The following is a 25,161-nucleotide window of genomic DNA, read 5'->3' on the forward strand; positions in this document are numbered from 1 at the left end:
TCACTTACGCAAAGGCTTTCCGCATAAAGGGCGGTAGTGCCAGGGCGCCACGGTGGGCATCACCTGTGTAGTACTGTAGCGGCATTTCGTGGCTGGCGGCAGCTTGTTCGCGAAAGCTTTCCACGTTGGCGTTTTTACCCGCCAAGGTCACACTCCACCAGCCAGAGGGGTACACCGGCTGTGGGAAGGGCAGGGTGGCCACGCTATCAAAGCCTGCTTCACGCATATCGTTGCGCAGCTCACGAATGATAGAGCCGCTGTGGTAGAGCGGTGATTCGCTCTGCTGCACCATCACGCCACCATTTTTTAGGATGCGGTGGCAGCGCTTCAGGAAGTCGGTTTTAAACAGCCCTTCGGCAGGGCCTACCGGGTCGGTGGAGTCGATAATCAGCACATCGATGCTCTCATCGGCAGCGTCATCTACCCACTTCACGCCGTCGGCAAATAGCAGTTCGGCTCGGGGGTCGCCGTTAGCTTCCACCAACGCCGGGAAAAAACGCTCCGCCGCCTTGGTGACCTCTTCATCAATGTCGATTTGGGTGACTTTTTCAACGCCGGGGTGGCGGAGCACCTCTTTAAGCGTTCCACAGTCACCGCCGCCAATGATCACCACCCGCTTGGGGTCTTGATGGGTGAATAGCGCCGGGTGGGCAATCATCTCGTGATAGAGGAAGTTGTCGCGGTCGGTCAGCATCACGCAGCCATCCAGCACCATCAGGTTGCCGTAGGTCTCCGTGGCGTACACTTCTAGGTGCTGGTAAGGGCTCTGTACATCCAGCAGTTTTTCAGAGATTTTCAGCGAGAAGGCGCTGCCGTGGCTATCAAATACCTCGGTGAACCACTGGTCGTTACGTAGTTCGCTCATGACTTTGCTCCTGAGCGTGGGACGCTGGTTTGCGTTGCAATGCCTTGGTGGTATTGGGGGCTTAACTCGTGCAGCGCGTCCATAAAGGCGGTGACATTATCTGGGTTAGTGAACTGGCTGATGCCGTGGCCCAGGTTAAACACGTGGCCCGGGCCGTGGCCGTAGCTTTCAAGCACGCGTGCCACTTCAGCGCGAATAGCAGAAGGCCGTGCGAACAGCACGTTAGGGTCGAGGTTGCCTTGCAGGGCTACTTTATGACCCACCCGTGCGCGGGCGTCAGACAGCTCGGTAGACCAGTCGATACCCAGCGCATCGGCACCGGCGCAGGCGATGTGTTCAAGCCACTGGCCGCCATTTTTGGTGAACAGGATGACCGGCACGCGGCGTCCGTCGTGGTCGCGGATCAAACCGGAAACAATCTGCTCCATATAGCGCAGCGAGAACTCAAGGTAAGCCGGGGTAGATAGCGCGCCGCCCCAGGTGTCAAAAATCTGCACCGCCTGGGCGCCCGCACGAATCTGGGCATTCAGGTAGTCGGTTACCGCGTGGGCCAGGGTGTCCAGCAGCTGGTGCATGGTGTCTGGCGTATCGTAAAGCATAGTTTTCAGGTGGCGGAAATCTTTACTTGAACCGCCCTCCACCATGTAAGTAGCCAGCGTCCAAGGGCTGCCTGAAAAACCAATCAGCGGCATACGGCCGTTGAGCTCACGACGGATGGTCGACACTGCGCGCATCACATAATCAAGGTCGCGCTCGGCGTTGGGCACGGTGAGTGCGGCAACCTCTTGTGGCGTGCGCACGGTTTTTTTGAATTTCGGGCCTTCGCCGGTTTCAAAATAGAGCCCCAAGCCCATCGCGTCAGGGATCGTCAATATATCTGAGAACAGAATGGCGGCATCAAGGGGGTAGCGTTCTAAAGGCTGCAGCGTGACCTCACAGGCCAAGTCATGGTTGCGACACAGATCCATAAAGCTACCCGCATCGGCACGGCTGGCGCGGTATTCCGGCAGGTAACGGCCTGCTTGACGCATCATCCACACCGGAGTGCGGTCTACGGGCTGACGAGCCAGCGCGCGGAGAAAACGGTCGTTTTGCAAAGGTGTGGTGGTCATAAACACTTGCTCTTAAGAAATTTGCCCGCATTGTAAGGGAGTCTTTGTACCTGAAGATAGGAATTGTACGTGAAGATAGGACGCATGGCGGCGTCTGGGCTGGCATTAATCGTCGCACCCTATTAATCGTTGCACCCTAGGGATACCGTGAGGCCGCCGCCGCTTCCTGGTAAACTATGTGCCCACTTTGCCAACACTGGTGTGGTTAACTGGTTTGGTTGATCAGCGAGGTAACCTGTGACCATCCGCTTCATTGCCGCTTCTCGGCTGCCCACTCCCTGGGCGACATTCACTATGCATGGTTTCGAAGACGAGGCCACGGGCAAAGACCATATTGCGCTAACGCTGGGCGACGTGAGCGGCGGCGAGCCAGTGCTTGGGCGCGTGCACTCTGAGTGCTTAACCGGCGATGCGCTGTTCTCCATGCGCTGTGACTGTGGTTATCAGCTGCAGGAGGCGCTCAAGCGTATTGCCGAAGAGGGCCGGGGCGTACTGTTCTACCTGCGCCAAGAGGGGCGCGGTATTGGGCTACTTAATAAAATTCGCGCCTACAACCTTCAAGACCAGGGGGCCGATACGGTCGAGGCCAACGAACAGCTCGGTTTTGGTGCCGACATGCGCCGCTACGACCTGTGCGTGCCGATGCTCAACCATTTAGGTATTACGGCGTTAAAACTGATGACGAATAACCCGCGCAAGGTGGATGCCTTGACTCGGGATGGAGTGAATGTGGTCGAGCGTCTGCCGATTACCACAGGTCTGAACCCGCACAACGAACACTACCTCTCCACTAAAGCGGGCAAGCTCGGCCATATGATGGCGCTGGATGATTTTACCCAGGCCAGCGACGTGGATATTGAGCGTAAGGGGTAGAAAAAAAGAGGCTTGACCGTTGTATGCCTTTAACGCAAAGTAAATTTATTGATAACTCAAAGGCATAATGATGCAACGCTTATCTATTTTGCTTGTGGAAGATGATCCCGGTGATGCCGGTCTTATTAAGTATACGCTTAAGTATGAAGATCAAGAGACCACGCTAGATTGGGTAAGCAGCCTCTCAGAGTTAGCCGATTATTTACAGCAAGCGCCCTTACTCCCTGATGTTATTCTGCTCGATTTAAGCTTGCCAGACTCAAGCGGTATTGCAACGGTACAAGCCTGTAAAAGGCTCGCTGCTGGAACGCCCATCGTTGTATTGACAGGTTACGACGACGCTCACTTTGCGCTAGAAGTGCTTGAAATGGGTGCTCAAGACTATCTTGTTAAAGGCAGTATCGATGCGGACTCTTTAAAACGCACCATACGCTATGCCATTAGCCGCGCTAAGCTTGAGCAACGTTTAGTGCTTTCTGAAGAGCGCATGGCGGCAGCCATTGAAGGGGGCAAACTAGGGGTTTGGGACTGGTTGTTTGACCGCAATGAGTTTGTTTTTAGTGATCGCTGGCTGGCTACCGTGGGCTTTAAATCTGATAGTCCAGACCTGCCCGCTAATGCTGAAGCCTGGATAGAGCGCATACATCCTGAAGAGCGCCAACATTTTGAGCTAGCCGTTGAACGCTACCTGTCTGGCGAGTTGCCTAATTACCAGTGCGAATTTCGTATCCTTCACCGTGATGGCCATTGGGTGTGGTTATTTGAATCCGGTCACGTCACTGAGCGAGACGCGCAGGGAAACCCTATTCGCATGGTAGGCGTACAACAGGATATTAGTGAGCGAAAAGCGATGGAGGAGCGGCTGATCCATTTAGCGATGCATGACGAGTTAACGGGTTTGCTTAATCGCCGTAGCTTCATGAATATAGCGGACAGAGAGTACGGGCGAGTTAAGCGCCAAGCTGACTACTGTGTTGGCATGCTGATGCTCGATTTAGATAGGTTTAAAAGTGTTAATGATACCTATGGGCATGCTGCGGGAGATGAAGTGTTAAAACGCTTTTCACACGTGGTAACTGAGCAGTTAAGGGAAAACGATGTATTTGCCCGTTTAGGGGGGGAGGAGTTTGCTGTTTTACTTCCTCACACGGAACGAGATGGCGTAGAAAAAGCGGCTGAAAAGCTTAGAGCGGCTGTTGAAAGCCTAAATATTGACCTTGATGAAACATTAACGATCAAGGTAACGACCAGTATAGGCGCTACCATGATGCACCCTGATGATGATCGACCCGACGGGGGGCTAGCCAGAGCAGATAGCGCGCTTTATAACGCAAAGAACAGTGGTCGGAATCGTGTTTGTGTGAATGTAAATAGTGCCTAGCTTTTAATGCGATAAGGATAAACGGTATGCAGTTGGCCGCGTCTATAAAAATAACGAAGCAAGGCTGGCTCACCCCTTTAGTGTTAGCGCTTCTACTACTCCTGCCGTGTATTGCCCAGGCTTCTCTGACTATCGGTGTCTTTGCCTACCGCGACGCAAGCGCTGTAGAGCAGGAGTTTGCCCCTGTGGCAGACGCTGTGAATAGCGCTTTTCCGGAGCGGACTGTCGAGCTTAGCGCTTTAAGCCTGGAGCAGTTAGAAGCCGCTATCGAGGCGGGAAACCTTGATTTTGTTCTCACCAATCCGCTGCACTTTTTAACGATACGCCACCAATACGATGTAAGTGGCGCTTTGGCAACACTCTCCCGTCCTTATGCAGGACATCGGCTTAATGCACTGGGTGGTGTCATCGTCACACATGCAAATCGTGATGCTCTTCAGCAGCTTGAAGACCTTGAAGGCTTAGTCATTGGCATGCCGGGTAAGCGTTTTTTAGGGGGTTACCTTACCCAAGCGTATGAAATCTATCAGCATGGATTTCGCCCTGAACGTTTTGCTGTTTATCGCGAACTAGGTAACCACGACGCCGTTATTCAAGCCTTGATAGATAAAGACATAGACGCGGGGTTTGTGAGAACCGGGACGCTCGAATTATGGCAGCAAGAGAGCAGGGAGGGTATTGATCAACTCAAGGTATTGAATGCCCAGCAGCATACTCACTTTCCTCTTGAGCACTCAACTCGCCTGTATCCCGAATGGTCATTTGCCGCGCTGCCCCGCGTCTCTGAAGAAGATAAACGAACGGTGAGCAGAGCATTACTTAATATGCCGCCCGATGCACCCTTAGGGTTTGTTGCCCCTATGGATTACTTGCGCCTTGAAGAGACGGCTAGGGCGTTGCAGGTGCCGCCTTATAACCCTGTCAATGCCCCGTTGTTGCTACGTTTGCAGCGTGAGCTTGGCAATTGGCTGTGGGTTTTCACCGTATTACTAAGTGGTTTGATTGTCTCTTTACTGCTGCTGGGCGTTCTGTATTGGCGGGGGCGTAAGCACTTGGTCAAAATTAAAGAGCAGCGCCAGGCACTTAATCATATTTTGTGGGGGACGGCGGCAGGCACCTGGGAGTGGAATGTTCAAACAGGCGAAACGCGTTTTAACGAACGCTGGGCAGAGATGGTTGGTTATCGCCTAGCTGAGCTTCAGCCCACGACCATTGATACGTGGATGACGTTTTGTCACCCAGATGATCTAGCTCGCTCTAATGCTGCCCTTCAAGACCACTTTGAGGGACGTGTAGACAGCTATAGCATGGAAGCGCGTATGCGCCATCGAGATGGGCATTGGGTTTGGGTGCATGACCGTGGCCGCATTGTAGAGCGAGATGAAGTAGGAGCACCGTTATGGATGGCGGGCACGCATACCGATATCACGTCTCGCAAAGAAGCAGAGGGAGAAGCCTTTGAGGTGACAGAGCAGCTCAAAAAGTTGGCAACCCTGCTGCCTGGTACCATCTACCAGTATCACCTTGCGCCCAGCGGCCATGCCTGCTTTCCCTACGCCAGCCCAGGCATTGAAGCTATTTATGGCGTAACTATTGAAGAAGCGGCAAGTGATATAACGCGTATATTTAATGCTATTCACCCGGATGACCGGGAGACCGTCGCAGAGAGTATTCGACAGTCAGCAGAGACATTGACTATTTGGCATGCTAACTACCGTGTTAACCATCCTAACGGCAAGCTGCTGTGGATAGACGGCATTGCCATGCCAGAGCGTTTAAGCGATGGCGGTACCATATGGCACGGTTACTTACGTGACATAACGGCTGCTTACTTACTGCAAAAGGAACGCGACGAATACCGAGAATCCTTAGAAAAATCAAACCAAGAGCTTGAGCATTTTGCTTACGCGGCATCGCATGATTTACGTCAGCCGCTGCGCATGGTGACCAGCTATGGGCAGCTGCTACAGCGCCACTTGGGGGACACCCTAGATGACGATGGCCGCACGATGCTGCATTACATGAGTGATGGTGCCAAGCGTATGGATGCCATGCTGCTCTCGCTACTTGAGTATTCCCGAGTGGGCCGTAAAGGGCAGCCTATGCAAATGATGTCTCTCAAGGCATCCCTTGATGAAGCGCTGCACTTTCTAAAACCTAGTATTGATGAAGCGCAGGCGCAGGTAACGGTTACTGGTGATTGGCCAGACGTCGTCGCTAGCCCGGATGAAATGACCCGGCTTTTTCAGAATCTGATAGGCAACGCATTAAAATATTGTGCAACCGACCAGGCAGTGACCATTGATATTGCCGTCATCGAACTCTCTGATCCAGCATGCTGGCAAATCAGTATCTGCGATAACGGTATTGGCATCGCGCCAGAGCACATTGAGCGCCTATTCAAAGTGTTTCAACGCCTGCATACCCGTGAAAAATATGAAGGCACTGGCGTAGGGCTAGCGGTTTGCCGCAAGATTATCGATCGTTATGACGGACGCATTTGGATAGAGTCTGAGGGTGAGGGGAAAGGCAGCTGTTGTATCTTTACACTACCCATAAGAAATGCCGCTCAAGGAGCCGATTAATGCGACACACACCGCGGTTTCTCGGCTACCTGCTGGTGTTGCAGCTATTATTGCCGATGTTCGCCTGGGCCACTCCAAGTTTTGATGAATATTTTGAACGTCACTCAGCGCCTATGTGGATGATTGACACCACGAGTGGGGACATTGTGCGCGCCAACGCCGCTGCTTATGAATTTTATGGCTACGATGATCTTGAGCAGCGCAATATACGTCAAATTAATCTGTTAACGCCGGCACAGATAGAAGAGGAAATTGCGCGCGCGAGTGAACGCTCTTCCAACCATTTGTTCATGCGCCATAGGCTTGCCAATGGCAACATCAAAGTAGTTGGTATTAATACCCAGCGGCACAATATCGATGGCCGCGAGGTATTAATATCGTCCATCTACGATACCAGCGAGTTCGAAAGCTCTGCTGAGCGGCACTATATCAAAAGCGTTGAGCAGCAGGTGGACCTGCAGACAGCCGCATTAATAGCCGCTGAACGTAGAACGAGATGGATAAGTTTAATCGCTACCTCTGCGCAGGCGTTGTTTATCGCATTGCTGCTTTTTATGATTTTCCGGCTACGTAAAGCAAAGAAAGATAATGAACAGTTAATTGATGCGCTTTCTCATCAGAATCGCGATTTGGAGCGGCTAGGTCATGCAATGGCCCACCACTTTCAAGAGCCAAGCCGACGCTTAATTAGTTTTTCTCAGCAATTAAAAAGGGAAGTTGTTGATGCTGCTTCTCCAGGCACGGCAATGGCCGTTCACTATATAAGTACCCAGTCTCAACGTTTAAGCGAGCTCGTGGCAGATGTACAGCGCTATTTAAGTCTGGGTACCGTACCGCCTGTATTTGAGCGGCTGGATACTCTGTCCATCCTGCAAGATGTCTATCAGATGGAACGTCTATTAGACCCCATGCGGTTAGAGTGCGAGCTGGAGATAGCTACACCGCTGCCCCGTGTTTATTTTGATAAGAAACAGCTAAGCCTTATTTTTAAAATATTACTGCACAATGCTTGGCAGTACCGCTGTAAAGATAGGCCGCTACGTGTGGTGGTGAGTGGGCTGAAGGTGGGTGACCGAGTACGTTTTCGGGTAGAGGATAATGGCCAGGGTGTTGCACCTGAATATCGTGAGCAAATCTTCGATATGTTTTCACGCCTAGTGCCTAATAACGAAGAGTACCCAGGTACAGGGATGGGGTTAGCACTGGTGGCCAAAGCACTTAGAAAGACCAACGGCCGTATAAGCATTGAAGATGGCCCCCAAGGGGGAGCCTGTTTTATATTTGATTTGCCATCGGCAGGGAGTGAAAAATGACGCGCGCGCAGTTTAAAGTATTGCTGGTGGAAGATGAACCCGCGGATGTGCACCTCACTAAAATGGCCTTCAATGAAGGTAAAGTACTGGTGGATGTGCATGACGTGGGAGATGGTGTTGAGGCGTTAGCATTTTTAAAGCAGGAAGCCCCCTATCAGAATGCGCCAAAGCCGGACTTAATTCTGCTCGATCTTAATATGCCGCGTATGGATGGCAAAACGTTCCTGAAAAAATTCAAAACCTTGGAAACACTTCGTCAAATACCGGTGGTTGTATTAACCACGTCGGAAGCAGAGTCCGATATTATTGACTCTTACGATCTTGGCGCTTCGGGCTTTATTGTCAAACCTGTTGATATAGATCAGTTTATTAACGCTATCCAGGCGCTAGAAGAGTACTGGTTGACGTTGGTAAGAAGGCCATCTTAAAAATGTGCGTGTTGTTTCTCTAACATGCGCCAGAACCTTCCTGTTAATCATCATTGTGAATGCTCGCGCGATATTACTGAGAGTATGACGAGTAAATTTATGGGGCATCTACGGCAGCATAATTTTATATGGTTAGCTTTATTAGGGCAGTCTTAAGTTGAGCGGGGTATCATCACGTTAGTTAGCTCGTTACGGAATGCGCTCACCTCAATGGTGAGTCCTGCGCTGGTGAAGCGTTTCTAATAATTTGTAATGAGTCGTATTTTCTAAGAGTATTAGATAAACGCTTCTATACAGATCATTGAGGGTGTGTAGTGAGTGTTGAGTGCTATTCGTGAATGCGGGCGAAAATGTTAATCCTGCTGATAAAAAAATAAGCGTAGAGGCTACGATGAGCACGACTAAGAATGCCCACGATTCGACAATGCCGTCGGTGTTGGGAAAGCACGATAGTGCTGATGACATGATTCACCGCATAGGCTATGTAACTCGCCTGCTGCGCGACAGTATGAAAGAGCTGGGGTTGGATCAGCAGATCTCTCAGGCAGCGCAGGCGATCCCTGATGCTAATGATCGGCTTAGCTATGTGGCGGCAATGACAGAGCAGGCCGCTGAGCGCGCTTTAAATGCTGTTGAACGAGCCCAGCCATTACAAGATGACCTTGAGAGTGCCGGCGATGCGCTGAGCCAGCGCTGGCAGAAAGCTGCCGCCGCGCTGGCCAAGGTGGACGGAGATGCGACGCTGATTGAAGATACCCAGCACTATCTAAGCCAGACGCTGCCGGATGCCACCGGCGCCACACAAAAAGAGCTGCTAGAAATCATGATGGCGCAAGATTTCCAAGATCTTACCGGCCAAGTGATCAAAAAGATGATGGAAGTCATCAAGCTTATCGAAGAGCAGCTGGTTCAGGTGCTGGTGGATAATGTCCCGAATGTAACCGATGGGGTTAAGGCAGAAGATAACCGTGACGAGCATGCCAAGCTGCGAAACGGACCGCAGGTCAGTCAAAACAAGACTGATGTAGTGGCGGGGCAAGATCAGGTTGATGACCTGCTGGATGAGCTAGGCTTTTAACCGACACCTAGCCCGGTGGCTAGGCGCGGTTAGCTGCTGTATTAATCTTCACTCTCTTCTTTTGCTGCCTGCTCTTTTTCCATGGCGCGCGCCATCGCCGGGCGTGCCGAATGGCGAGCGTGGTAAGCCACTAATGGCTCGGGTAACCGGTGCTTCATGCTAGCTGCCCAGCTTAGCGTATGGGTAAGAAATAGATCTGCCAGGGTAAACGTATCGCCGACAAGGGTTTCTTGGCCATCATAGCGGCGCTCAAGCGCGTGTAGTGCGCGCTGGAACTCCCACGCGGCGGTGGGTAAAACCGCGGGCACACGCCGTTCTTGGGGCAGGGCAAACTTATGCTTGGCCTGTAGCCACAGCGGCTGCTCAATTTCGGTAATGATAAAGCTCAGCCATTGATCTACCTGCGCACGCTCGGCAGCGCTGTTTGGCAGCAGGTTGCCGTCTCCATACTGTTCTGCGAGGTATCGGCAGATAGGCGCCGACTCGAACAGTATTAGCTCACCATCTTCAATCACGGGCACCTTGCCGTCGGGGTGTCGGACTAAGTGCGCAGTGGTTTGTCCCTCGCCTTTATCCAATGCGACATGCTGGCAGCGGTATTCCAGGCCGAGCTCTTCAAGTGTCCAGGTAACCCGCACCGAGCGAGAGTTCGGAAAGCTGTAGTTGGTTATCATGAGGCGGCTCCTGTGATGTGCAGCGGAAGACTCACTTTAGGCACTGTCGTGCACGCTTGTCATTACCTACTGCCCCCGGGCGCTACGAATACGTTCGTAGGCGTTACCAATCTCGCTGGTGCGGGCCTGGGCAACTTCGCGCATGCTGTCGGGAAGCCCTTTGCCAGCCAGTTTGTCTGGGTGGTTTTGGCTCATTAGGCGGCGGTAAGCCTTTTTGATCTCGGTATCGCTGGCATCTTCACTTACCCCCAACACTTGATACGCATCTTTAAGCGCTTCTTCGCTGGAGCCCTGGGAGTTGGCGGCTGCGCCGTGCAGCATTGCTTCAATTTGTTGAACTTCGGCTTCGCTGCAGCCAACACCGCGGGCCACCCGTAGAATCATTTCGTGCTCGGCGGGGTGGAGCACGCCGTCGGCAGCAATGGCGGTGAGCTGAACCTGCAAAAACACCTGACGTAAAATGGGCTGACGCTGGGTGAGGCGGTTGACGCTGGCCAGTTCTGCATCAAGATTGAAATTGTCGGCGCGACCGCGTTCAAAGGCGGCACGCGCTTTAGCGCGCTGTTCACCCTGGAGGTGCATCTGGTCGAACAGCTTTTCGGCTACGCCCAGCTCGCCATCCGTGACCTTGCCGTCGGCTTGGCACAGGCAGCCCATCACCGAAAAGATCGACTCTAGAAAGCCCTCTTGGATTTGCATTCGCGCGATGGTTAAGCGGCGTTTGATGCGCCGTCCCAGCCACCAGCCTAAAACACCCCCCGTGAGCAAGCCCCAAGAACCGCCAATGGCGAGGCCAATCAGGCCAAATAGAATAATTAGAAATAGCATTGCATTCTCAAATATTTAAACGTCAAAAAATCACGGCAGCCGGGCGCGGATCGCGTGTTCAATGCCCGCTGCATCTAGCCCGCAGTCGCGTAAAAGCTCGGCGGGGGTGCCGTGTTCAACAAAGGCGTCCGGCAGGCCTAAATTTAGCACCTCCACTTGAACGCCTTCGGCGTGGAGGAGTTCATTCACTGCACTGCCTGCGCCACCGGCAATCACGTTCTCTTCCAGGGTGACGAGCAGTTCGTGCTCATCGGCAGCATGTAGCACGGCGTCGCGGTCAAGCGGTTTAATTGAGCGCATATTAATGTGAGTGGCGTTGAGCGTTTCAGCCACGTCGGCGGCGGCGCTATTAACACTGCCAAACGCCAGCAGTGCGATACGCACTCCGTCGTTTGAGGCGTGGCGGCGCACCTCGGCCTTGCCGATGGCGAGGGGTTCCAGGTGCGTGGGAATATCGACGCCGGGGCCGCTTCCCCGCGGGTAGCGTACGGCAGCGGGGCCAGGGTGGTGATACGCGGCGCTAAGCAGGGCGCGGCATTCGGCCTCATCGGCGGGGGCTAAAATCACCATGCCCGGCACACAGCGTAAAAATGAAAGATCCATACTGCCGTGGTGCGTCGGCCCGTCTTCCCCCACCAGCCCTGCACGGTCAATCGCGAAGGTGACATCCAGGTTCTGTACGGCCACATCGTGAATCAATTGGTCGTAGCCGCGCTGTAAAAAGGTGGAGTAGATCGCCACTACCGGTTTCATGCCTTCGCAAGCCATACCTGCTGCCAAGGTGACCGCGTGCTGCTCTGCAATGGCGACATCAAAGTAGCGCTCAGGGTAGGCTTGGGAAAAGCGAATTAAATCTGAGCCTTCGCGCATGGCGGGAGTAATGCCCATCAGCCGCGGGTCGGCGGCGGCCATATCGTATAGCCAGTCACCAAAGACGTTACAGTATTTCTTCGAGCTCTGTTTTGGCGCTACCGGCTTTTTCACCAGCGATGCTTTGGCGATGTCGCTAGGTTTTTCCAGCTTAGTGATGGCGTGATAACCAATCTGGTCAGCTTCAGCGGGTAAGAAGCCTTTACCTTTGACGGTTTTAATATGCAGGAACTGCGGCCCATCTTCATCGCGCAGGTTGTGCAGCGTGCTGGTTAGCGCGTCCAAATCATGGCCATCGATGGGGCCGACGTAGTTAAAGCCCATCTCTTCAAATAGCGTGGCGGGGCTCACCATACCTTTCATGTGCTCTTCGGTGCGGCGGGCAAGCTCGAGGGCGCCGGGCAGGTGAGAAAGCACTTTTTTGCTCTCTTCGCGCATTTTGAGATAAGGCTTGCTGGACAGCACGCGGGCAAGGTACGTCGCGATGCCGCCGACGTTTTCAGAAATCGACATTTCGTTGTCGTTCAGCACCACCAGCAGGTTAGCGTTAACGTGACCGGCATGGGCCAGAGCTTCAAACGCCATGCCTGCGGTTAGCGCGCCGTCGCCAATAATCGCACACACCCTGCGTGGGTTGCCTTGCGCTTGGGCGGCCAGCGCCATGCCAAGGGCCGCGGAAATTGAGGTGCTGGAGTGGCCGACGCCAAAGGTGTCGTACTCTGACTCTGCCCGGTGGGGAAAGGCTGCAAGGCCGCCGTGCTGGCGAATACTGAGCATCGCGTCGCGGCGCCCCGTGAGAATCTTATGAGGGTAAGCTTGATGGCCCACGTCCCACACTAAGCGGTCTTTAGGGGTATGAAAAGCGTGGTGCAGCGCTACGCTAAGCTCCACGACGCCGAGGCCTGCGCCAAAGTGGCCGCCGGAAACGCCGACGCTATACAGCAGGTAAGCGCGCAGCTCATCTGCCAGCTGGGCAAGCTGCTTACTATTCATGGCACGCAGGGCGGCAGGGTGCTCAAAGGAGTCGAGCAGCGGTGTCGTCGGGCGCTCGCGGGGTATCTCGTCGAACAGCTTCATAGGCGGCATGCTTTCATGAGTATGGAGTTAAAAACATCGTTAAGAACATGGTTAAGAGCATCGTTTAGTGGTCGCGCTCGATCATATAGTGCGCCAGATCGGCCAGCGGTGCGGCACGCTCACCCAGGGGGGCGAGGGCGGCAATGGCCTCATCAATCAGCGCTTGTGCTTTGCGCTGTGCGCCCGCAAGCCCTAGCAGGCTAGGATAAGTGGGCTTGGCACGGGCGGCATCGGCACCGGATGCTTTACCCAGCGTGGCGGTATCACCCGTCACGTCCAGCACATCATCGTGAATCTGGAAGGCTAGACCAATGGCGCGGGCGTAGCGAATTAATGCGCTTAAGCGCGGGTCCTGTTCTTCAACGGCGACTAGCCCACCGAGACGTACCGCGGCCACAATGAGCGCGCCGGTTTTATGGCTGTGCATGTGCGCTAGCGCGTCGACATCCGGGTGGCCGCCCACAGCGGCAAGGTCCAGTGCTTGGCCTGCGACCATACCTTCTCGACCCGAAGCCACCGCCAGCGTAGTCACCATACTGCCAAGCCGGGGGTGCGGGCGGCGGGCGAGCACTTCAAACGCTAACGCTTGTAGCGCATCACCGGCCAGAATAGCGGTAGCTTCATCGAAGGCTTTATGTACCGTCGGTTGGCCGCGGCGCAAGTCGTCGTCGTCCATGGCGGGTAAATCGTCATGGATTAGCGAGTAAGCGTGAATCAGCTCAATCGCCGCCGCGGGGGCATCCAGGGCCTCATCATCAGCGCCCAGGGCCTGCCCTGCGAGATACACAAGCAGCGGGCGCAGGCGTTTGCCGCCTACCAGCAGGCCGTGGCGCATGGCGGCTTCCAGGCGCGGATCAACGGCGCGGTGGCTGTCGAATAGTGCGGCGAGGGTGGCGTCTACCCGGGCGTTGCTGGTTTGGCGCAGGGTGGTTAGCCGTGTTGGGTTAGCGGTTACCATGGTGGCGTCTCCTCGCTGTCGTCCCCATTGGTTTGGGCAGTGTCGTCCGGGGTGGCAGCAAAGGGGGCGACCGCTAAACGGCCGTCGCGGTCTTCGCTTAAGGCGCGCACCTTTAGCTCTGCGCTGTCGAGACGCTGCTGGGCGTCACGGGTTAGCCGGACGCCTTGCTCGAAAGCTGTCAGCGCATCTTCCAATGAGAGGTCGCCGGACTCAAGGCGTTCCACAAGGCTCTCTAACTGTGAGACCGTTGCGGCAAAATCTTGCGCGGGTGGTGTGTGTTCGCTCATTGGTTAATGCCTACTGGTTTACGGACGCCACAAACAGATAAAGGGCGGCAAGTGGGGCTGCGGTCGTGCTACCAAAACAAGCGCACAGTATACACCGAGGCAAGGGGGTGGCGTCTGCCCTCATCCGGACGGGCATTTTCCGACTTGCGCCCGGTTCATCTTGAAAGCGCACACTTTTCATCATTTCAAGGCGCCGGGAGCCCCGGGTGCTGTGCTACTATACGTGCCTCCCGTGAACCGATACACGGCGCATGCCGCCGACCATAGAGGTTGATTCAGCCATGGCCAAAACGTCCCTGGACAAGAGCAAGATCAAGATCCTGCTGCTCGAGGGCGTCCACCAAAGCGCGGTGGACAATTTTCACAACGCAGGCTACGAGAACATCGAGCTTCTGCCTACCTCGCTAGATGAAGAGGCGCTGATCGAGAAGATCCGCGACGTTCACTTCATCGGCATTCGCTCTCGCACTCAGTTAACCGAGCGGGTGTTCGCAGCGGCAGAGAAGCTGGTGAGCGTTGGCTGTTTCTGTATCGGTACCAACCAAGTTGACCTGGAAGCAGCGCTCAAACGCGGTATCGCCGTGTTCAATGCGCCTTACTCCAACACCCGTTCGGTGGCCGAGTTGGTGCTGGCAGAAGCGATTATGCTGCTGCGCGGTATTCCTGAGAAAAACGCCCGTGCCCACCAGGGTGGTTGGCTGAAATCAGCGAAAAACTCCCACGAAGCACGGGGTAAAACCCTGGGTATCGTGGGCTACGGCAGCATTGGTGCGCAGCTCTCTGTATTGGCCGAGTCGCTGGGCTTCAACGTCATTTTTTACGATGTCATCACCAAGCTGGGGATGGGTAACGCGAACCAAGTGGCCAGCCTTGAGCAACTGCTTGAACGTTCAGACGTGGTTAGCCTACACGTGCCCGACCTGCCTTCAACCCGCTGGATGATGGGCGCGAAAGAGATTGCGGCCATGAAAGATGGCGCCATCCTAATTAACGCAGCCCGTGGCAGCGTGGTGGAAATTGAGCCGCTGGCAGACGCTATTAAGGCCGGCAAACTTAACGGTGCCGCCATCGACGTTTTTCCGGTGGAGCCTAAAGGCAACGATGAAGAGTTCCAAAGCCCGCTGCGTGGCCTGGAAAATGTGATCCTGACGCCGCATATCGGTGGCTCTACCTTGGAAGCCCAGGAGAACATCGGTATTGAAGTGGCGGAGAAGCTGATCACTTATTCAGATAACGGCACCACGGTGACCTCGGTCAACTTCCCCGAAGTGGCGCTGCCAGCGCACCCGGACAAGCACCGCTTGCTGCACATTCACGATAACGTGCCCGGCGTACTTTCCCAGATTAACCGTGTGCTGTCTGAAAACGGCATCAATATCTCGGGTCAGTATCTGCAAACCAACGATAAAGTGGGCTACGTCGTCATCGACGTGGATAAAGCTTACGGCCCCCAGGCGCTGGAAGCTTTGAGAGAAGTCGAGCACACACTGAAAATTCGTGCTCTCTACTCGGCGCACAATAGTTAAGTAGCGCTTCTCACCAAAACGGCCCCTTAAGGGGCCGTTTTGCGTTCTACCACTCATCACGCAAGGTCAAACAGCAGCACTTCGCCCGCCTCTTTACAGGTCAGTGTTATTACCTCTTCGGGGGTGAACGCTGCCGCATCGCCGGTGGTCAGCGTTTCCCCGTTAACCTCTACCGCGCCTTTTACCACGTGTAGCCATGCGTAACGGGTAGCAGGTGGTGCCACCTGATCCCCAGGGCTAAGTAAACTCGCGTAGAGGTTAACGTCCTGATTGATACTCACCGACCCCTCGCGTCCTTCCTGGGAAACCACTAAACGCCACTGGCTCTGACGTTCAGAAACGGGAAAGTGTTTCTGTTCGTAGCTGGGCGTAATGCCGCGTTTAGCAGGCTGAATCCAAATCTGTAGAAAGTGCAGGCCATTCTCTTTGGAGTGATTGAACTCACTGTGCAGTACGCCGATGCCCGCCGACATGCGCTGCACGTCGCCTGGGCGGATGACCTCGCCATTGCCCATATTGTCACGATGTTCCATTTCCCCTTCCAATACATAGGAGAGAATTTCCATGTCCCGGTGGGGGTGGGCGCCAAAACCGTTACCAGGCGTTACCCGGTCTTCGTTGATAACCCTCAGCGCACGGAATCCCATATGGTTAGGGTCCATATAATTGGCGAACGAGAACGTATGGTAGGAGCGCAACCAGCCGTGATCGGCATAGCCCCGCTCGATTGAACGACGAATCTGCATGGGGTGCTCCCAAAGAGTGACTAACAGTGATGCTTACTATACGTCCGGTACGGGTTGGCGTGGGGTGAAGGTTTCTATACGGTAACATCGAATAAATCGACGATTGGGTGTTGTGGTTGCGTGTTGCATCTAGGTTTTGCTGAACTTTTTGCTCATTTTTCGTTAAAATGCGCGCCTCTTTTAACCCGGTCCGCCCTTTGCGAGGGCGACTACCAGGAGTTGTACCATGACGGCACCTACCCCTATCTCAACCTCAGCGCCGCCCATTGTGGTGGCTGCGCTATATAAATTTGTCACCCTGAATGACTTTGAAGCGCTGCGCGAGCCGCTGCACCAAACCATGGTCGAGAACGGCGTAAAAGGCACGCTGCTACTGGCCAAAGAGGGCATTAATGGCACTGTTGCCGGTACGCGCGAAGGCATCGATGCCCTGCTGTCATGGCTGACGGCCGACCCCCGCTTAAGCGATATCGACCACAAAGAGTCGTTTTGCGATGAGCCGCCGTTTTACCGCACCAAGGTGAAGCTGAAAAAAGAGATCGTCACCTTGGGCGTGCCTGGCATCGACCCCAACGACACCGTGGGTACTTACGTTGAGCCAGAAAACTGGAACGACGTGATCTCCGACCCGGAAGTACTGGTGATTGATACCCGCAACGATTACGAAGTGGCGATTGGCAGCTTTGAAGGTGCAGTTGACCCCAAAACCACCACGTTTCGCGAGTTCCCTGGGTACGTGCGCGAGCACTACAACCCGGAAAAGCACAAGAAAGTTGCCATGTTCTGCACCGGCGGTATCCGCTGCGAAAAAGCCTCCAGCTTCATGCTGAAAGAGGGTTTTGAAGAGGTCTACCACCTGAAAGGCGGCGTGCTGAACTACCTGGAAAAAGTGCCGGAAGCGCAATCCCTGTGGCGCGGCGAGTGCTTTGTGTTTGATAACCGCGTTACGGTTCGTCATGACCTCAGCGAAGGCGAGCACGAGCAGTGCCACGCCTGCCGGATGCCCATTTCTCTTGAAGATATGCAGTCGTCGGCCTATGAGCCGGGTATTAGCTGCCCCCACTGTATCGACTCGCTGCCTGAGAAAACCCGCGCCGCCGCCCGCGAGCGTCAGCGCCAAATTGAACTGGCAAAGGCGCGCGGTGAACCCCATCCACTGGGCTATGACCAGCGCCAGAACGGTCGCAAGAAGGAGCCTAAAGACGTAGTCGAAAAAGCGTAAACAGCGTGGCCTATTGTTTTGCAGAGGCCACTTTGGTCTTACTTTGCCCAATACCTCTCTAGGGAAGCGTTAGACTAGCAACAACCCATTGTCTAGGAGCTTCCCATGCCAACTCCCCCCACGACACCCCTGGCCGCGGATAATTTGCTTCAGCGTTCTGACCACCAGGGCGTTACCACGCTAACCCTTAACCAGCCTGAACGTTTTAATGCACTCTCTGAAGCAATGCTCTCGGCGCTGCAAAGCGCGTTAGACGACATCGCCCAGGATGAGCAGGTGCGCTGTGTGGTACTTGCCGCGAGTGGGAAAGCGTTTTGCGCGGGGCACGATTTAAAACAGATGCGCGCTAACCCTGATAAAGCCTACTACCAAGCGCTGTTTGCGCGCTGCGGCGCGGTGATGCAGGCAATTGTTAACCTGCCGGTGCCAGTGATTGCTAAAGTCCAGGGTATTGCCACAGCTGCCGGCTGCCAGCTCGTCGCCAGCTGCGATTTAGCGGTGGCGGCCAGCAGCGCGCGGTTTGCGGTGTCGGGCATTAACGTAGGGTTATTTTGCTCAACCCCTGCGGTAGCACTATCGCGTAATGTTGCCCGTAAGCGGGCCATGGAAATGCTGCTCACCGGAGAGTTTATCAGCGCGGCCCAGGCGGCCGAGTGGGGGCTAATCAACCGCGTCGCAGAGGACGATGCGCTAGACAGCGCGGTTGATGCTTTGACCGCAAGTATTTGCGCCAAAAGCGCGGTGGCGGTTCGCACTGGTAAAGCGATGTTTTCCCGTCAGCTAGCGATGCCGTTGGATGAAGCCTACGCCTTTGCTGGCGAAACCATGGCCTGCAATATGCAGGCAGAAGACGTTGGCGAAGGCATAGATGCCTTTATTGCCAAGCGCGCTCCCCAGTGGCGACACCGTTAGCGAAGCACCTGTCGGCATTGGTGGAATTTGTTTCCGTAAACGCGACAACGCCTATAAGGCGCGTTATCCTCACCCCCTTTACGCCAAGACGCCTTCAAGGGAGAACAGGGTGAGTGAAGTCAAGCGCAGGTCAGTCGGACGCCCGGCGGGAGCCACCAAAGCAAGCGGCGGGCACAGCCAATCGTTGGTACGTGGCCTCACGCTGCTTGAGTATTTATCAGCAAGCCCACTAGGGCTAGCCCTTTCAGAACTGGCGGAAATGGCCGACCTTGCGCCCTCTACCACCCACCGTTTGCTGCAAGCGCTGCAGAGCCAAGGCTTTGTGACCCAAGAGAGCGAGCAGGGGCTATGGCGAATCGATGTGAAAACGTTCCGCATTGGTAACAGCTTTTTGGAAGCTCGGGACGTGGTCGCCAAAAGCCGCCCTTTTTTACGCCGCTTAACCGCAGAGACCGGCGAAACTGCCAACCTGGGCATCCGAGATGGCGCAACGGCTGTGTTTTTGGCCCAGCATGAGTCACCTCAAATGATGCGCATGATTACGCGCTTGGGCTCCCGCGCCCCGCTTCACGCGTCGGGCGTGGGTAAAGCGCTGTTAGCCTGGATGAGCGAGGAGGAGCGCGCCGAACTGCTGAAAGGCTACGAGCTTGGCCGGGTCACCGAAAACACCCTCTACCAAACCGACACCCTGTTAACAGAAATGGCCGCCATTCGCGCCCAGGGGTTTGCCTGCGATCGCGAAGAGCATGCCATCGGCCTGCACTGCGTCGCTGCTTGTATTTATGATGAGCATAGAACGCCGCTGGCGGCGATTTCGGTGTCTGGGCCAATGGCGCGCATTCCTGAAGAGCGCTTGTTAGCGCTGGGTGCACTGGTGCGCAAAATCGCCGACGAGATCACGCTACAGTTAGGCGGTCATCTGCCCCGTTGTTAAGGTGTAACGCCTGATGTTTAGCTTGTTTTGGGTGGCGTTGGCTAGCGCTACGTTGCTACCCGGTGGCTCTGAGGTGTGGTTAGCCCGGTTATGGTGTCTGGGAGAGCCCGCACTGGGCCTGTGGATAGTCGCCACCACCGGCAATACCCTTGGTAGCCTGATTAACGTAGCGATGGGGCGCTATGCTCGAAAATTTCAACATCGCCGCTGGTTCCCCGCGTCTCCCGCTAGCCTCGCGCGGGCTGAGCGCTGGTATCACCGCTTTGGTGAGTACAGCCTACTGATTTCCTGGGCGCCGATTATTGGCGACCCATTAACGGTGCTGGCGGGTGTTTTCAAACTGCCCTGGTGGCGAGCTCTGCTATGGATCGTACTTGCTAAAGGTGCACGCTATGCCTTAGTGCTTGCCCTGGCTCATCAATGGTTAGCACCGCTCTGCAGCTGATGCCTGGCAAAACACTATCCGTTAAGAGAGGCCGTTAATGCCGCAATGCGCGTGCTAAGCGCCGCTGCCCCTTCAACGAACGTGATAACCCCATGTTACCCTAGGCTATCTCTATACAAGCTGTGCCTCCCTGCTGGGTGCGCTATGATTTGTATACAGCGATTCAATCGTAGATTGTTGAAAACTACTCACCCGAAGGGAGGTTAAGGTGTGACGCCACTACGTTTACTACCCTGGCTAAGCGTCTTGATGTTAGCGCTGTTTGCCTTACTGGCAACGCCCGCGTTGGCGCAAACGACGTTAACGGCAGAAGAGCAAGAGGTCACCCAAACAGCGCAGGAAGCGCCCACCTACGCCGCGCTTGCTGATTTGCTTGAGGATGAGCAGGGGCGACAAGAGCTGATAGAGCTGCTGCGCAATCAAGCCTCAACGCTTCCCGCAGGATTAGCCAACGAGCTGTCGCCGGAAGCGGCCGCACAGGGCGGCGAGGCGGCCCCTGAAAATGTATCGCTACCGCGTCAGTTAGCTGAGCTAACCAGCGGGGTAGTCACGGATATTGGCAGGCAACTGGAGCAGGCGTTTACGATGGTAAGCGGCCTGTTTACGGGGCAAGGGGCCGGTACCTTTGATACAGCGGGCTTCATCAACGCGGCGATAAATTTGGGGATTGTGATTGTCGCTACCTTTGCGATGTTTATAGTCTTCCGTCGCCTTGCGAAGCCTCTTTTCACAAAAATTAGTGCTTGGTCGCAACTGGGCAGCGGGCTAACCCCTGTTCTTAGGCTGGTGGTATGCGTTGCTATTGCCGCGGTCATCGATGTGTTACTGGTCGCCCTGGCCTATGTAGGCGGTAACCTGCTAGCGACCTTTGCGGTGGGCGAAACCGGCGAGCTCTCTACCCGCGCGTCACTCTTTTTAAATGCCTTCCTGATTATTGAGCTGCTTAAAGCGGCCGTGCGGATGCTGTTCTCTTCGCGCTATGAAGGACTGCGCCTGCTACCTATTTCAGCTACAGAAGCGTCGTATTGGAACCGTTGGTTAGCGCGCCTGATTGGTATGGTCGGGTACGGCTTAATGGTAGTGGTGCCCCTGGTCAACTTCTACTTGGCAGCTGCGCTTGGGCAGTTGTTAGGCACCGTCATTATGGTGCTGGCGTTTATTTACGCGGTGGGCGTGGTGCTTAAAAACCGCCTTCGCCTGCGGGATAACCTGAATGACATGGCGGCGCGCTCAACGTTAACCGCTAGCCGTGTCTCGCTGCAGCTGTTCGCCCGTACCTGGCACCTGTTTGCGCTGCTCTATTTCTTGATTGTCTTTGTACTTACGCTAGTACGCCCCGGAGATGCCCTGCCGTTTGTGCTTTTTGCGACGCTGAAAACGCTGGCTGCCGTGGTCATTGGCATTCTGCTCTCGTCGTTCTTGAGCCAAACCATTGGCCGTCGTATTCAACTTTCCGATGATCTACGCCGTAAATTGCCGCTACTAGAAGCACGTTTAAACAGCTACGTGCCTAATGCGCTGCGTGTGCTGCGTACCATTATTTTGATCGCGGTCATCATGGTAGTGCTGGATGCTTGGGGCGCCTTTGACCTGAGGGCTTGGTACGCTTCTGAACGTGGTGCCAATCTGGTGGGCAACCTGTTCGGCGTTGCCATCATTCTAATTGTGGCGCTTGGCGTGTGGCTGGGACTCGCAAGCCTGATCGAGCATAAACTCAACCCGGAAACGGGCCATGGGGAGCCTTCGCCGCGCGCTAAAACCCTATTGAGCTTGTTCCGTAATGCCCTTGCTATCGCCATGGTGACCATTACTGGCATGATCGTACTGTCGGAAATCGGCATTAATATCGGCCCGCTGATTGCTGGTGCCGGTGTGCTGGGTCTAGCGATTGGTTTTGGTGCACAGAAGCTGGTTCAGGATGTCATCACTGGCGTCTTTATTCAGGTTGAAAATGCCATGAATACTGGCGATGTGGTGACCCTGGGCGGCATTACGGGAACGGCAGAGCGGCTCAGTATTCGCTCTGTGGGTATTCGCGACCTTAACGGTACTTACCACATCGTACCGTTCTCAAGTGTCGATACCGTTTCCAACTACATGCGTGATTTTGGCTACCATGTGGGTGAATACGGTATTGCCTATCGTGAAAGCATTGACGATGCCATCGTTCAGCTACGTAATGCGTTTGACGAGCTGTCTGCCAGTGAAGAGCATAAGATGAATATCTTGGCGCCGCTTGAAGTCGCCGGGGTAACCAGCCTTGGGGATAGCGCGGTTAACATACGCGTGCGTATTAAAACCATCCCAGGCATGCAGTGGGCCATTGGGCGAGCGTATAACCGCTTAGTGAAAATCCACTTTGATAATGTGGGTATTGAGATTCCGTTCCCGCATACCACGCTCTACTTTGGCGTGGGTAAAGAGGGTGAAGCGCCGCCGGCCAACCTGCGTATCATGCGGCAGGACTTTGATATTGATGGCCGTCCCGGTGGTCAGCCGCGCACAGGCGATGCGAGTCGCCTGAGCGAAGATGACCCGCGCTCCAAGTCAAATCCTGAATTTAAAGGAGACTTTGACGAGGATTAGACCCCACATCCCGGCGAAGTAGTCGGGATGGTGATAGCGTACAGCGGGGCCGCCTTTGGGCGGCCCCGCTGCGTTTGAGGCAGTGCATAAAGGCGTGAAGGAGGGCTACACAGGGTAGTTTTCTGAGTGCTGCCCTTCCAGGTTGTTTGACTCACCGCCATCTACGAACAGGACTTGCCCGGTCACGAAGTTGTTATCCAGTAAGTAGTACATAGCTTGTACAAGATGGCTGGGGTCACCCTGCTGTTTAAGCGGAATGCCTTCTATACGCCATTGAATATAGTCGCTGGTGCGTTGGGACGCAGGGAGTACCACGCCGGGCGCAATACCGTTAATACGCAGGCGTGGGGAAAATTCCAGTGCCGCCATGCGCGTCATGTCGGCAAGGCTCTTTTTCGACAGTAAATAGGCCGCGTAAGGGTACTGGTGGTAGGCCACTTTATTATCAATGATGTTGATGACCTGACCGTTCTCTACGGCCTCTGCAAAGTGGCGCGTGAGGAGCAGCGGCGTAAACAGATTGACCCGAAACTGCGTTTCCAGCATCGCCATGTTGGTGCTAGCAATAGGCGCCGGTTCATACGCAGAAGCACTATTTATCAGCACATTCAGGCCTGGAAAGCGCTGCTTGGCAGTGGCTACCAGCTCTTCAAGCGCGTCGCTTAAGAAGTTGCACGGCAGTATTTCGCACGCTTGGCCTTTTTGGCGAATGCCTTTGGCAACCTCTTCGGCCTCCCCCCGTGAGCTATTGACGTGCAACGCAATATCATAGCCCTTTTCCGCCAGGGCTTCGGCGAAGTGGCGCCCCAAGCGGGTGGCGCCTCCGGTCACTAATGCAGCGGGTGTATGCATAGCAGCTCCTCAGTCTTGAAGAATGTCAACGACAGCCATGACTCTCTGCGTGTACTCAGCGTTTGTCAATAAATTGTACAGGGGTTGAACAAAATATAAGCCGAGCTACTCTAGTGAGGCGCCTATTTAATGACGGCTTTCGCTATTACGTTCGCGACTGCCTGCTTTTGTGACTGCCTTTATCATGCCTTTGAGGCTGGAGTGCTGCTATGCCATCAACGTCGTCACATGCAACTTTGGGTACTGCCTACCATGAATGCGTAATCTCGTTAGGCAGCAATATTCAGCCCGACCAGCACTACACACAAGCGCTCGCCATTTTGGGCCAAGAGTGCGAGCTGGTAGCCAACTCCCAGGCGATTCGTACCTCGCCCGTGGGGTTTCAGCAGCAGCCTGATTTTCTTAACGCGGCGTTACTGGTGCGCACTTCCTTTGATTACACCGCCTTTCGTGCCTATTTAAAAGAGGTTGAAGAGCGTTTGGGCCGCATCCGCGGGCCGATTAAATCCGGTCCGAGAACGATGGATTTAGACATCGTCGCGTGGGATGGCGAGGTAGTGGACACGGCTTATTATCACCACGACTACGTGCGTGGCCCCGTCGATGAGCTATTAGCCGCCACTGGGCGCTCGATTACGCCCTCGGCCAGCATGCAATAACGCATTTTTTTTACCTACTAAGCCTCACCTTCTGCGCTCCTCTGCCGATATTAAAGTGACTGCCACGGTGCGTTTGCCAGCGGCCGAAGTAGCAGCCCTAAGAGGAATCAGCGTGATCAGTCTTGCGACCAATATAACGTCGCTACTGGTGCAAAATAATCTGCGCAGTAGCCAGCAGTCGATGCAAACCGCCATGCAGCGGTTATCGTCGGGCCTGCGCATTAATAGCGCCAAGGATGACCCCGCCGGGCAGGCAATTGCCAACCGTATGACGGCGCAAATAAAAGGCATGAATCAGGCGATCCGCAATACCAATGACGGCATCTCCATGGTGCAGACGGCTGAAGGCACGCTTAACCAGATTAACGATAATCTGCAGCGCATTCGAGAGCTAAGCGTTCAGGCGGCCAATGGCACAAATGCACCCTCCGATCTGGCGTCTATCCAGGGGGAAATCGACCAGCGTTTGGAGGAGATTGAGCGCCTGGCAGGGCAGAGCAATTTCAACGGCATCGGACTGTTGGGAAGCGATAAGACGCTCAATATCCAGGTCGGCGCCAATGCAGGTAATGTGATCGGGGTGCGTTTTGAGGCGATGGGCTTACAGGCATTAGGCTTGGAAGGTTTCAGTGTACTGGGTGATAACAGCGCAACAGACAACCCACTCACTGCCATGGATGAAGCACTTAAACGCGTAGACCGTCAGCGTAGCTATATGGGGGCTGTGCAAAACCGCTTTGAGAGCGTTATCGAAGGGCTGAATACCAACATTATCAACACGTCTGCCGCGCGGTCACGCATCCAGGATGCCGACTACGCACAGGAAGTCTCGAATCTGATCCGTGCTCAAATCCTACAGCAGGCAGGCGTAGCGATTTTGGCCCAGGCCAATCAGCAGCCGCAGATGATTCTGCGACTGCTGGAAGGGCTATAAGAAGCGCTATCAACAC

At 54.7% G+C, this 25,161-nt stretch carries 23 protein-coding genes; 14 read left to right on the top strand and 9 right to left on the bottom strand.

Annotated features, from left to right (window positions below):
• Nucleotides 1-4: 4 nt before the first annotated feature.
• Together speE and hemE are read right to left on the bottom strand one after the other, a co-directional pair.
• A complete protein-coding gene (gene speE, locus MOY_RS07780) occupies nucleotides 5-865 on the bottom strand; it encodes a polyamine aminopropyltransferase (RefSeq protein WP_009098361.1) in 861 nt (286 codons plus the stop codon).
• Nucleotides 862-1,977 (bottom strand): uroporphyrinogen decarboxylase, encoded by a 1,116-nt coding sequence (gene hemE / locus MOY_RS07785; protein WP_009098362.1) that lies wholly within the window; start codon nucleotides 1,975-1,977, stop codon nucleotides 862-864. Before hemE ends, speE begins: the two co-directional genes overlap by 4 nt.
• Nucleotides 1,978-2,214: 237 nt before the next feature.
• On the opposite strand from hemE, the gene ribA reads away from it, so the two are divergent.
• From ribA to cheZ, 6 genes are all read left to right on the top strand, one after another.
• Nucleotides 2,215-2,850, top strand: a complete 636-nt coding sequence (gene ribA / locus MOY_RS07790; protein ID WP_035540358.1) for a GTP cyclohydrolase II — start codon at nucleotides 2,215-2,217, stop codon at nucleotides 2,848-2,850.
• 70 nt (nucleotides 2,851-2,920) lie between these two features.
• Entirely contained in the window at nucleotides 2,921-4,231 is a 1,311-nt protein-coding gene (locus tag MOY_RS07795) for a GGDEF domain-containing response regulator (protein WP_009098366.1), read from the top strand.
• Nucleotides 4,232-4,257: 26 nt separating this feature from the next.
• A complete protein-coding gene (locus MOY_RS16680) occupies nucleotides 4,258-6,816 on the top strand; it encodes a PAS domain-containing protein (RefSeq protein ID WP_009098367.1) in 2,559 nt (852 codons plus the stop codon).
• The gene (locus MOY_RS07810; RefSeq protein WP_009098369.1) at nucleotides 6,816-8,129 is read left to right on the top strand and encodes a sensor histidine kinase; all 1,314 of its coding nucleotides are present in this window, start codon (nucleotides 6,816-6,818) and stop codon (nucleotides 8,127-8,129) included. Before MOY_RS16680 ends, MOY_RS07810 begins: the two co-directional genes overlap by 1 nt.
• Nucleotides 8,126-8,557: a response regulator gene (locus MOY_RS07815; protein ID WP_009098371.1), complete on the top strand. Its 432-nt coding sequence runs from the start codon at nucleotides 8,126-8,128 to the stop codon at nucleotides 8,555-8,557. The genes MOY_RS07810 and MOY_RS07815 overlap by 4 nt, the downstream gene beginning before the upstream one ends.
• Before the next feature lie 391 nt (nucleotides 8,558-8,948).
• Nucleotides 8,949-9,635 (top strand): protein phosphatase CheZ, encoded by a 687-nt coding sequence (gene cheZ / locus MOY_RS07820; RefSeq protein ID WP_035540399.1) that lies wholly within the window; start codon nucleotides 8,949-8,951, stop codon nucleotides 9,633-9,635.
• Between the two features lie 41 nt (nucleotides 9,636-9,676).
• On the opposite strand, the gene MOY_RS07825 is transcribed toward cheZ, so the two are convergent.
• The 5 genes from MOY_RS07825 to MOY_RS07845 form a co-directional block, all read right to left on the bottom strand.
• Nucleotides 9,677-10,309: a glutathione S-transferase family protein gene (locus tag MOY_RS07825; protein WP_009098375.1), complete on the bottom strand. Its 633-nt coding sequence runs from the start codon at nucleotides 10,307-10,309 to the stop codon at nucleotides 9,677-9,679.
• 66 nt (nucleotides 10,310-10,375) lie between these two features.
• Entirely contained in the window at nucleotides 10,376-11,137 is a 762-nt protein-coding gene (djlA, locus tag MOY_RS07830) for a co-chaperone DjlA (protein WP_009098377.1), read from the bottom strand.
• 30 nt (nucleotides 11,138-11,167) lie between these two features.
• Nucleotides 11,168-13,084, bottom strand: coding sequence for a 1-deoxy-D-xylulose-5-phosphate synthase (gene dxs, locus MOY_RS07835; RefSeq protein ID WP_009098379.1), 1,917 nt, complete (start codon nucleotides 13,082-13,084; stop codon nucleotides 11,168-11,170).
• A gap of 64 nt (nucleotides 13,085-13,148) precedes the next feature.
• Nucleotides 13,149-14,042 (bottom strand): (2E,6E)-farnesyl diphosphate synthase, encoded by an 894-nt coding sequence (gene ispA / locus MOY_RS07840; RefSeq protein ID WP_009098381.1) that lies wholly within the window; start codon nucleotides 14,040-14,042, stop codon nucleotides 13,149-13,151.
• Nucleotides 14,036-14,329, bottom strand: coding sequence for an exodeoxyribonuclease VII small subunit (locus tag MOY_RS07845; protein WP_009098383.1), 294 nt, complete (start codon nucleotides 14,327-14,329; stop codon nucleotides 14,036-14,038). Before MOY_RS07845 ends, ispA begins: the two co-directional genes overlap by 7 nt.
• 281 nt (nucleotides 14,330-14,610) lie before the next feature.
• Between MOY_RS07845 and serA the strand changes: the two genes are divergently transcribed.
• Nucleotides 14,611-15,855, top strand: coding sequence for a phosphoglycerate dehydrogenase (gene serA / locus MOY_RS07850; RefSeq protein WP_009098384.1), 1,245 nt, complete (start codon nucleotides 14,611-14,613; stop codon nucleotides 15,853-15,855).
• Nucleotides 15,856-15,911: 56 nt separating this feature from the next.
• Here serA and MOY_RS07855 read toward each other — a convergent pair whose 3' ends face one another.
• Nucleotides 15,912-16,601 carry a pirin family protein gene (locus MOY_RS07855; RefSeq protein WP_009098386.1) on the bottom strand — a complete coding sequence of 230 codons (690 nt, stop codon included), beginning with the start codon at nucleotides 16,599-16,601 and terminating at the stop codon, nucleotides 15,912-15,914.
• Nucleotides 16,602-16,827: 226 nt separating this feature from the next.
• Between MOY_RS07855 and trhO the strand changes: the two genes are divergently transcribed.
• From trhO to ybiO, 5 genes are all read left to right on the top strand, one after another.
• Nucleotides 16,828-17,823 carry an oxygen-dependent tRNA uridine(34) hydroxylase TrhO gene (gene trhO / locus MOY_RS07860; protein ID WP_009098388.1) on the top strand — a complete coding sequence of 332 codons (996 nt, stop codon included), beginning with the start codon at nucleotides 16,828-16,830 and terminating at the stop codon, nucleotides 17,821-17,823.
• Between the two features lie 105 nt (nucleotides 17,824-17,928).
• Nucleotides 17,929-18,735: an enoyl-CoA hydratase gene (locus MOY_RS07865; RefSeq protein WP_009098390.1), complete on the top strand. Its 807-nt coding sequence runs from the start codon at nucleotides 17,929-17,931 to the stop codon at nucleotides 18,733-18,735.
• Between the two features lie 109 nt (nucleotides 18,736-18,844).
• A complete protein-coding gene (locus MOY_RS07870) occupies nucleotides 18,845-19,669 on the top strand; it encodes an IclR family transcriptional regulator domain-containing protein (RefSeq protein WP_009098392.1) in 825 nt (274 codons plus the stop codon).
• 13 nt (nucleotides 19,670-19,682) lie between these two features.
• Nucleotides 19,683-20,114 (top strand): YqaA family protein, encoded by a 432-nt coding sequence (locus tag MOY_RS07875; protein ID WP_009098396.1) that lies wholly within the window; start codon nucleotides 19,683-19,685, stop codon nucleotides 20,112-20,114.
• Nucleotides 20,115-20,324: 210 nt separating this feature from the next.
• Nucleotides 20,325-22,700: a mechanosensitive channel protein gene (gene ybiO, locus MOY_RS07880; protein WP_009098398.1), complete on the top strand. Its 2,376-nt coding sequence runs from the start codon at nucleotides 20,325-20,327 to the stop codon at nucleotides 22,698-22,700.
• Between the two features lie 105 nt (nucleotides 22,701-22,805).
• Here ybiO and MOY_RS07885 read toward each other — a convergent pair whose 3' ends face one another.
• Nucleotides 22,806-23,552 (bottom strand): SDR family oxidoreductase, encoded by a 747-nt coding sequence (locus tag MOY_RS07885; RefSeq protein WP_009098400.1) that lies wholly within the window; start codon nucleotides 23,550-23,552, stop codon nucleotides 22,806-22,808.
• 209 nt (nucleotides 23,553-23,761) lie between these two features.
• Between MOY_RS07885 and folK the strand changes: the two genes are divergently transcribed.
• Both folK and MOY_RS07895 read left to right on the top strand, forming a co-directional pair.
• Nucleotides 23,762-24,211, top strand: a complete 450-nt coding sequence (gene folK / locus MOY_RS07890; protein ID WP_009098402.1) for a 2-amino-4-hydroxy-6-hydroxymethyldihydropteridine diphosphokinase — start codon at nucleotides 23,762-23,764, stop codon at nucleotides 24,209-24,211.
• 112 nt (nucleotides 24,212-24,323) lie between these two features.
• Nucleotides 24,324-25,145 (top strand): flagellin N-terminal helical domain-containing protein, encoded by an 822-nt coding sequence (locus tag MOY_RS07895; RefSeq protein ID WP_009098404.1) that lies wholly within the window; start codon nucleotides 24,324-24,326, stop codon nucleotides 25,143-25,145.
• Nucleotides 25,146-25,161 lie beyond the last annotated feature (16 nt).

The organism is Halomonas sp. GFAJ-1 (assembly GCF_000236625.2).
Taxonomy (GTDB): domain Bacteria; phylum Pseudomonadota; class Gammaproteobacteria; order Pseudomonadales; family Halomonadaceae; genus Vreelandella.

Coding starts and splice junctions, on each gene's coding strand:
- folK (WP_009098402.1), top strand. CDS start 23,762: ATGCCATCAACGTCGTCACATGCAACTTTGGGTACTGCCTACCATGAA.
- MOY_RS07825 (WP_009098375.1), bottom strand. CDS start 10,309: ATGATAACCAACTACAGCTTTCCGAACTCTCGCTCGGTGCGGGTTACC.
- dxs (WP_009098379.1), bottom strand. CDS start 13,084: ATGAAGCTGTTCGACGAGATACCCCGCGAGCGCCCGACGACACCGCTG.
- MOY_RS07795 (WP_009098366.1), top strand. CDS start 2,921: ATGCAACGCTTATCTATTTTGCTTGTGGAAGATGATCCCGGTGATGCC.
- MOY_RS07865 (WP_009098390.1), top strand. CDS start 17,929: ATGCCAACTCCCCCCACGACACCCCTGGCCGCGGATAATTTGCTTCAG.
- serA (WP_009098384.1), top strand. CDS start 14,611: ATGGCCAAAACGTCCCTGGACAAGAGCAAGATCAAGATCCTGCTGCTC.
- MOY_RS07810 (WP_009098369.1), top strand. CDS start 6,816: ATGCGACACACACCGCGGTTTCTCGGCTACCTGCTGGTGTTGCAGCTA.
- MOY_RS07875 (WP_009098396.1), top strand. CDS start 19,683: ATGTTTAGCTTGTTTTGGGTGGCGTTGGCTAGCGCTACGTTGCTACCC.
- MOY_RS07885 (WP_009098400.1), bottom strand. CDS start 23,552: ATGCATACACCCGCTGCATTAGTGACCGGAGGCGCCACCCGCTTGGGG.
- MOY_RS07815 (WP_009098371.1), top strand. CDS start 8,126: ATGACGCGCGCGCAGTTTAAAGTATTGCTGGTGGAAGATGAACCCGCG.
- speE (WP_009098361.1), bottom strand. CDS start 865: ATGAGCGAACTACGTAACGACCAGTGGTTCACCGAGGTATTTGATAGC.
- cheZ (WP_035540399.1), top strand. CDS start 8,949: ATGAGCACGACTAAGAATGCCCACGATTCGACAATGCCGTCGGTGTTG.
- MOY_RS07845 (WP_009098383.1), bottom strand. CDS start 14,329: ATGAGCGAACACACACCACCCGCGCAAGATTTTGCCGCAACGGTCTCA.
- hemE (WP_009098362.1), bottom strand. CDS start 1,977: ATGACCACCACACCTTTGCAAAACGACCGTTTTCTCCGCGCGCTGGCT.
- MOY_RS07855 (WP_009098386.1), bottom strand. CDS start 16,601: ATGCAGATTCGTCGTTCAATCGAGCGGGGCTATGCCGATCACGGCTGG.
- trhO (WP_009098388.1), top strand. CDS start 16,828: ATGACGGCACCTACCCCTATCTCAACCTCAGCGCCGCCCATTGTGGTG.
- ispA (WP_009098381.1), bottom strand. CDS start 14,042: ATGGTAACCGCTAACCCAACACGGCTAACCACCCTGCGCCAAACCAGC.
- MOY_RS16680 (WP_009098367.1), top strand. CDS start 4,258: ATGCAGTTGGCCGCGTCTATAAAAATAACGAAGCAAGGCTGGCTCACC.
- djlA (WP_009098377.1), bottom strand. CDS start 11,137: ATGCTATTTCTAATTATTCTATTTGGCCTGATTGGCCTCGCCATTGGC.